The 8,624-nt window shown below is 50.0% G+C and carries 4 protein-coding genes and 1 riboswitch; of the genes, 1 reads left to right on the top strand and 3 read right to left on the bottom strand.

Features of this window, described 5'->3' with window-relative positions:
- The 3 genes from M0R35_07305 to M0R35_07295 all read right to left on the bottom strand — a co-directional run.
- Nucleotides 1-6,178: hypothetical protein (locus tag M0R35_07305; protein ID MCK9595462.1), on the bottom strand; the 6,178-nt coding region annotated here is incomplete at its 3' end.
- A complete protein-coding gene (locus tag M0R35_07300; protein MCK9595461.1) occupies nt 6,168-6,752 on the bottom strand; it encodes a hypothetical protein in 585 nt (194 codons plus the stop codon). The genes M0R35_07300 and M0R35_07305, both read right to left, overlap by 11 nt.
- A gap of 19 nt (nt 6,753-6,771) precedes the next feature.
- On the bottom strand, nt 6,772-7,902 hold the full coding sequence (locus M0R35_07295) for a transposase (protein MCK9595460.1): 1,131 nt from the start codon (nt 7,900-7,902) through the stop codon (nt 6,772-6,774).
- A gap of 217 nt (nt 7,903-8,119) precedes the next feature.
- Nucleotides 8,120-8,202: riboswitch (cyclic di-GMP riboswitch) on the bottom strand.
- 221 nt (nt 8,203-8,423) lie between these two features.
- On the opposite strand from M0R35_07295, the gene M0R35_07290 reads away from it, so the two are divergent.
- Nucleotides 8,424-8,567, top strand: coding sequence for a hypothetical protein (locus tag M0R35_07290; protein MCK9595459.1), 144 nt, complete (start codon nt 8,424-8,426; stop codon nt 8,565-8,567).
- Nucleotides 8,568-8,624 lie beyond the last annotated feature (57 nt).

Here is an 8,624-nt window from a genome sequence, read left to right as displayed (position 1 = left end):
CCAATTTGTTCCAGGTGATCGCAACCCCGTCACCGATCGTATACGTCCCCCCGCTCGGAGCCGTTAACGTCAATGTCCCTTTGATATAATTCCCTGCGCTGGATTCATCAGCCACCTTGCTCTGGTTGCCGTAATCAACCACCTTAAATAAAACATTGTTGGAAATATGATCGGCTACTGTCCAATTCCAAGATTTAACCCCGCCCCCCTCATCTGTACCGGCAACCCCTCCGGGAGGAGAGATCTCGATCCAGCTTCCGCCGTCATATTTATAATAAATGGCAAAATTGGTTATGCCGCCCTGCTGCACCCATTCAATGGTCTTGGTCCCGCCCACTGTCATGGTTTCACCGCTGTCCGGATGATTCAGGATAATGCTTCCGATAATACCATTGACCGCAGACGCGCCGCTGACAGTCTTCCAACCGGAATTATACGTGCTTTCCACCTTCACCTTGACGTTAGCGGAAGGCGATGGAGGTATAGGATCCCATTCGAATGAGCCGGTTCCGTCGGTTCCTATGGATATGCCCTGGCCTGAAGAAACCTGCTGCCAGGTGGGGGTCGCCTGATCGCCGTCAATGCAATACCAAAGGTCGGCTGTCCCCAAAGTCCCTTTATAGGTCCAGCTGATCACTTTCGCCGGATCATTATTCCCTACAGGCAGATCCAGTCCGTTAGGCGAAGTAACAGCAATAACGCCCTTAATATTGAACGGAGCGGAATTGACATAAACCTCCGGATCGCCCACTTTGGACACGCGGACCACGCAGGTCTTGGACATCAAATCAGCTACGGTCCAGTCTTCGTATTGCAAGGACGCGGCTGAAGTAGAATCCACGATAAGCCCGCCTTTAGAAGCCAATGTCGGAGGAAAAGTATCGCTCCAGGTGGTTCCGCCGTCAGTGGAGATCTGTATCTTCACATTAGTGATATCCCCTTTAGGTTCAGCCCAGTTTATTATCGGTTTCGTACCTACTTCCCATTCCGAAGTTACGCTCGGCGAAGGCGAACCGGCAAGGCTGAGCACCGGCTTTATCTTGAATTCCTCGGATGTATTGGTTACCATAGAATCATTGTGCGAAGTTACTTTCACCACGGCATGCTCGGAGGTAACGGTATCGGGAATAAGCGGCCAGGGGTAAGGCTGCGTGCTTGTATTGGTTACGATGGAATAGCTGTGTATGTGGTTCCACGGAGGTCCGTCATCGTTATGGTCATAATAAAGCGTTATATCAACCGCGCCCACGGTCCCTGTAGTGGTCCAATCTATAAGCTTATTGACATCTCCGTTCTTCCAGGGAGTATCCTGGGCGGTAACGCTGTTTATAGCGCCGCGAAGGTACAATGCCGCGCCCTGCGATACGGCGTAAGTAGCCATTGCCTTGGTCGGATTAGTATAATCATAAGGGTTGGCGATGCTTTCCACCCTGATCCGGGCTTGGGTGCTGGGCAGATTAGGGACCTTCCATGACCAGCCGTCCGTCCCTTGGGTATAAGCGACAGATTCCCCGGTAGTAACGTCATCCGGGGCGTAAACCGCGTTTGTAAATTCATCACCGGTATTGGCTGTGCCGTCAGGGCCGTTACCGTCGTATAAGTCCAGCCTGATCCGGACATTGCCTACATTGCCGCGGGTCTTCCATTTTATAAGCTGGGTGCTGCCCATAGGCAGAGGCAGGCCATTATAAGGTTCGACATCATAAACCTCGCCGCGGATCTGGAAGTTCGCCGACTCTTTGGTCACCGGCAGATCGCCCAAGCTGGTAAACTTGAATTTGCTGTTCTTGCTGCCGCTGGCGTCGATTACATTGCCGCCGTTAGAATCCACATCAACGACTGTCCAGGCAAAAGACGTGCCCTCATCCGTTCCGCCTACCGGGGTTATTTCGGTGGAATATCCGTTATGGATATATTCGATCTTCAAATTCCCGATATTGCCTTTTTTCTCATACTGGATGCCACCGGAAACGGAATTACCGACCACCAGGGTATCGCTGGCAGTGGGAAAAACCGAGAGGATCTTGCCTTTTACAGTAAAAGGCGCCGTATCGGCATAAACATCATCCGGGAAACCGGCTGACATTACCCTGACCTTGACCGTGTCGCCGATAGCGTCCGCGGGCACATCCCAGACCCACCCGGCACTGTCAAGCGTGGGATTGCCGTCGTTTATATTATAAGGAAAGGTTCCTGTGCCCAGATCATAAGCCAACTTCACCTGAATCGTTGTAGGCGGAGGAACGTTGCCCTTTGTATCCCATGAGATATTGGTCAAAGCCACATCATTATCGCTCACATACAGGATTGATGAAGGCACAGCCACATTAAGGTAACGTTTCTTTATGGTAAGCGTGCCGGTGGATACGGAATTGATGTTATTCGGGTCGTTGACCGATTCTACGCGGAATTTCACCCCGGATTTCAGGTCGGTAGAGATCGCGCTGTTCGGTATGGTCCAGCCATAGCTGTATGAACCGGTTCCGCCGCAATCGACGGTCACCGGATTGCTTTCGGCGTCAAGCACAGGGATAAATGTCTCCCCGTCCTCGGTGTATTTCAAAGCCACGGTGCCGATATCGCCTTCCGCATCCCAGGTGATCTGTTTTGTCTCACCTATGCCCCAAACCGGGCTGTCGGTACCGTCAGCCGCGCCGGTAAGAGTGAGCGTCCCTTTTATGGTAAAATCAAAATCGCCTATCGCGTAAACCGAGGAAGCCTTGCCTGTCTGGTATATCTTGACCCGCAATTTATTTCCGACAATACCGGAAACATCCGCGATCTCCCATTTATAGCCGATATCGCTTTCCCCTGAAGGCACATTATTGGAATTAACAGAAACGGTATTTATCGTCCCCTGATAATCATCGGAGTTGCCCAGTATCCCGTCATCGCCCTTGCCGCTGTTGGTATCGTATTTAAGCTCCATGGTCCCGAAATCCTCGGGATTAGGCGTCCATTTAATGTAAACCGTATCCCCGATCTGAAAGGAAAGGTTGGCCGCGTTGGGATAAAGAAGGGTAAGCTTAGGCTCCACCGAAAAGCTGTATTCCGATGCCCCGGCGGTTCCCAGGACAAGGTCTTCATCGCCGTCCAAACCGATCATGATCTTGTTATTGACTCCCATCTGGGCGGCGGTAGGCGTCCAGGAAAGCGAATAAGTCCCTGCGCCGGTTACCTGTTTTGTCCCGATGAACACGGGATAACTGCTGCCGCCGTTCATTGACAACCGGACATTTAATGTTTTAGGGACAGCCAGAGAACCCACGCTTCCGGTAACATTCCAGGTAATGCTGGTAGGCACCCCTACATTAAGTATGCTGCCTGAGGCCCCTCCGGGATTGGTAACGCTGATAGAACCTTTGATCTTAAAATTTACATTGCTGTCGTCCAGAATGATAGTCGGCCTGCTAAAATCCCTGACCCTGACCTTTACTGTGTCGCTTAAATTATCCGGGATATTGGTCCAGGTCCAGTTGTAATCGTAGCTGCCGGTTTCCGCGCCCGTAGTCCCTTCTCCGGCCGGAGTGATCAAAACCCAATCATCGTCAGTCGGACTGGCTGCAGTAGTATAAAGGATATCGAATTTATCCACGGTTCCGTTAACCGTCCAGCCTATTTGTTCGTTTGTCCCTACGCGGAAAACCAGGCTGGTATTAGGCCTTCCCACGGTAATTACCTGCTGGATCTCAAAGGACGAACCGGAAACATCGGAGATATAATCGTAGAAATTAACCCCGCCTAAAACCTTAGCGCTTTCCACCTTGATCAGGTTGTCCGCGCCTGCCGGGGCAGTGACCGGATTCCAGGCCCATGAACCGGACCCTGAACTGCCTAAAGAAACCCCGGAAGCCAATGTTTCCCACGTGCCTCCGTTATTACGGGAAATTTTTATATTTAACGGGCCGATATTATCACCGCTGTAATCCCAGGTAATATCCTGCGAGGTCCCGGCTTCCCAGGATAACGCGGTATCAGGAGAAGTAACCGTCAGAGAGCCGCCCAGGGTGAAACTATTCTCCGACTGGTCGGTAATTGTGGAATCCTTATTGCTGGTTATCTTAACCTTGGCATACGCCCCGCTGGTTACCGGAGGAAGGACCGCCCAGGATTTATTATAATAGGTATCTTCCGAGTTTTCCTTATAATCAGCGGCGACCAAAGAAGTAATTTCCACCGGCCAGGTCTCTCCCCCGTCCCGGGATAACCTTATGCTCACGCCCTGGGTCCGGAAACTTTCATCTCCTTTATAAGTCCACTGGATATACTGCGTATCCCCGGCATTCCAGGTAAGGCCGGCGGCAGTGGGCGCGACCAGGGTGATATCGCCCCGGACCGTGATGTTCGAAGCGGATTCTGCATAAACAGTGCCGGTGTATCCAGCAGGACTGTCCTGCTCTATCCTTATTTTTATGGTATTGCCCAAAGGCAAAGGCGTAGCGCCCCAATCCAAAGCATAGGTCTCAAGCCCGGCGGCAACGCCGGCAGCTATAACATTTGTATAACCGCCGCTGCCGCTGTTCGTGTCGTACTTAATAGCCACTGTTTTGGCGGGGTCACCGGTATTCCCGTAATAATTCCAGGTAATGTCCAACGGATCGCTGTAAATTATCTCTGTCCCGCCGTTAGCTGTTCCGGTAAGCTCTAATTTACCGATAATTTCAAAGTCCACATCCGAGGCGTCGGAAGAATATTTGCAGTCCGCGGCAACCGGCGTGCCTCCTGCGGTTATATACGCCTGGTCCACCACTTTTATGCGCATCTGGTTGCCGATCACAGTGCCGTCACCGGCGGACGGCGTCCAGTTGTGGGTAGAAACCCCTGAAGCGCTGTTGGCCGCCCCGGCAACGATCGTGATCGGATAAGTGGATCCTCCGTCATTGGAAAGGTAAATATTTACGGTGGATATTCGCGCAGGCGCGTACCAGCTGATCTCCTGCTCTTCCCCGCATTTCCAGGTAACCGCGGTATTCGGTGTGATTACTTTCAACGGCTGAAGCTGGATGGCAAAATAGTCAACAACCGAGGTGTATGAATTGTCGCCTTTGGACACGCTGACAACAGAATCGCCGGTAAAATCAATAGAGGCCCTGAACCTGTCCGGATACGAACTTGTCCCGCTGGAGTCCAAAGAAAGAATGCCGAAACGCCAGTCAGCGTCATATGTCTTGGACAGGTTGAAATTTACCGTGGCCAATCTGTCTCCAGACGCGTTAATGGTCCCTGCGCCGTTCTCGGTAAAGCCTAATGTGCCTAACTCCACGCAATAGTAATAAATATTGGCGCTTCCGCCGGAGGACCTTTTGTTGAACCCCACGCTCTTATCCGAGACGATCGAACCGCGCCACTGCTGGTCGCAGCTGTAGTCGGAGTTGGAGGCGCTGAATATCAAAAACGATTTTGAGCGGTCGACTGCGTTTGTCAATTCGCCGGTAACCATGTAATCCGTGCTTATGGCGCTAAGCGCGCCGCACTGCACAGTGGAATCATCTTTTAATTTGACCACAAAGGTCCAGACCTCGGCGGTTGCTTCGGTGGCTGACGTATTATAACGCTCGATCAATAACTGATCCACGGTAGGAGCTGTATTGTATACGACCTCCGTGGTAAAAAAACCCTGGATTATGTAGTTTGAGGTAGTGGTATTGACCTTGGTGCCGTTGGAGATCACAAAGGTCTTGCCCTGGCTAAAGTCTATACCCCCGGAAAGGTCAGTGGTCATCGAACAGACCCCGTAGCCAAACGAGGTCTCGGTATATTCCACTTCAAAGGCGTCGGATTCAATGACCGAGTAGTAGATCATCTGCCGGGTGCCGGTATTGCCGGTATTCCTCTGGAACTGGATAATCCGGTTAGTCCCGTCTCCAGGCTTAAACCTGGAAGCGAAAATATTGTACGCCGGGCCCGTGACGTTGGTGTAGAATGAAAAAACAATAATGGCTTTGCTCTTATCCACAGCTTCGGGAAGGGTTACTTCTATCGGGTTGGTCGTGGTAACTGCCGAAACCGACCCGGACTGCACCCGGGTGCGGGCAAGGGCGTCCGCGGGATAAAGCAGGCATAAGAACCCGTAGAAGATAAAAACCAGTCCGGCAAGACCGAACAGGCTTCTGCTTGCCTGCCATTTACTAAAACCATCCGGATTCTCTTTTTTTCTGGCCGCGTATTTATTTTTCATTTTTGGCCTTCCTTGTTATCACGTCCGCGTACAGGACAACAGGCACAGCCCTGTATTCGGCGAGCATATCCTCTATTACCACGCCGGGATTAAGTTCGAACTGCATAAAAAATATCTCTGACGACTCAACAAATTCCTTGTCCGGGGCCAGGACCACCACCTTGGTATCTTCCCTGGGGAATATTTTTGCCAGGTCCGGATTGGCCGCTTTTTTTACGTTACTGGCCGCGCCGGGATCGCCGGTTTTCATCCCTTTTAACTTCAACGGCTCGTCCAGCGCGCCTTTTTCTTTTACTTCGTATATCTTCTCAATAGAGACGGCATTATATTTTGTATTCAAGGCCCGCAAATCAGAAGAACGCACTCTTACCCCGGAGATGGGGATACGCGCGACTTCGCCCATAGGCATAGCGATGACGCCAGGATCAAGCTTTACCAGTATTTCCTTCCTGAACAAACCGGAGGCCGTTTTTTCGGAGCTCTCCGCGGCGAAAGAAATAACCGAGGTCCCGAACAAAAATATCGCGCAGGCAATTACCGCCGCGAATCTGTTTTTCGATCTGACGTTAGCCATCTTCGGCCTCCTTGGGGTTTTATTGCTTACTGTATCCGGTGCTCACGAATGAAAAATCCTCCGGTTCTTTTCCCTCCTGCCGCAGGCTTAGAGTGCCCCTTAACCTGCCGTTTTCCATTTCCCCGCGCCAGGAAGCGATGCCCCCGGAAGCGGTCTGCATGGTCTCCCAGGTCAACTTGCCGTTACTTTCAATAACCTGGGAATAATTTGAATCGGAAAAACCGAATGAGATAAGTTTTGAGGAGATGAACTTGCCGTTGCGGAAACTCAAGGTATCCGCATTCTCCCTGCCTCCGCTGACAGGGACAAGCCGGACCTCCCACTGAGCGGATCTTAACTCTTCGGAGATCTTATTCTCGCCCTTCCGGACTTCGGATCTATCCGCTTCCTTGTTCATAATCTCAAGTTTCTTGATCTGCTTATTCGTTTCGCTGAGGTTCTTCTTTACCGATAAGAGATAAATGCCCCCGGCTGCGGCGATGACGACCAATACCGCTCCCGCTGTGACAAAAACCAGACGGTAGCTCTTTCGGCCGTTGGCTTCGTATTTCTGACCCGGGACCTGCGCCTGGTAAGCCCGCACTTCAGATCTTACCCGGCTGACAAAATCTTCATTGCCCAGGATCCCTCCGCGGTTTATCCGCTTATGGATAAACTCCCTTTCATCCACAGAAAGCCCGCTCACGTAATCCGCGTAACCCTGGCTTTTCAATAAACTCAAGGCTTCTTCAACCGCGGCTTTCATAAGACCCCGGCTGTTTTGCCCAAATTGATCATTGTGAAGATAAAGCTGATAACTGCTGTAAGGGTATTGCCGGGCATCTGCGGTAAGGTTGAGCGTTTCGGGATTCAAATGTAAATAGGCGGTCATTTTTAAAAGATAGCTGTTCTTTTCCACCATTGCGGATTTGAACCTCTCGCGGAATAAATGGCCTTTGCGGCCGTAACGGCCGTTGAAATATTTCGTGTAGTTATTGTTCAATCCGCGCATAAAATCAGACATATCAACTGAACGATTAGGCTGGAAAGCGATATCCTTAGCCGGTTTATCCATTTCCAAAAGCAAATGCAAATGATCAGGCATAAGGCAATAAGCGAATATTTTTATGCCGTATTGCTCCTGATATTTGTTTAATAGTTCTAAAAACATTCGGTAGTCCTCTTTGTCCTTAAAAATATCCTCATTATGCTCACCCCTGCAAGTCACGAAATATACCGCGTTTTCTATGTAAATCCTGGGCAACCTGGGCATTTTTTCTTTTTTCCGGCACTTTTTGAAGGTTTTCTTATCTTAGTGCCTGGCACTTTCGGGTTTTTTAAAAAAAAATCTCAGGCAGACTATTAATCTCCTGAGATGAACTAGAAATTTCGGCAGTCTGCCTGTCCCGTAAAAATACCGGGACGCTTGACTTTGCGCCCCCAAGTTACCTTGAGTTTGCCCTTTCGATTTTCCACTACTTTACTACTTGTCAGAACAAAGTATAGCATGTCCCCTTTCTTCTGTCAAGGCGCGATCTATATAAAACATTGCACGATTTTATATGATTATGGATTTATTGATTTTACAAAAATATTATCTTATATAAGCGCAGCCAAGTCAAGTATTTTGTGATATTTTCTCGATATGCGGCAGTAAAAACCTCCCAAGGATTCATATGCTCCCAAACGAGGATGATAGATAAAATATCCCGGAACAAAAAGGCGGTAGCGGTCATATTTACCATCCCGCAATCATTACAAACATCGCCTGATCCTGCTATCGGCAAGGGGATATCCGCAAATATCCCCTGTTTAAGCGCACATATAGCCGGTTAAATACACAATTCAACCACTTAGCAGGCTTGAAAGTAATTGATTTATAATGACTTGCGT

It is taken from the genome of Candidatus Omnitrophota bacterium, assembly GCA_023227985.1.
In the GTDB taxonomy this organism is placed as follows: Bacteria; Omnitrophota; Gorgyraeia; order Gygaellales; family Profunditerraquicolaceae; genus JALOCB01.
This window is presented reverse-complemented; position numbering and strand designations above follow the sequence as displayed.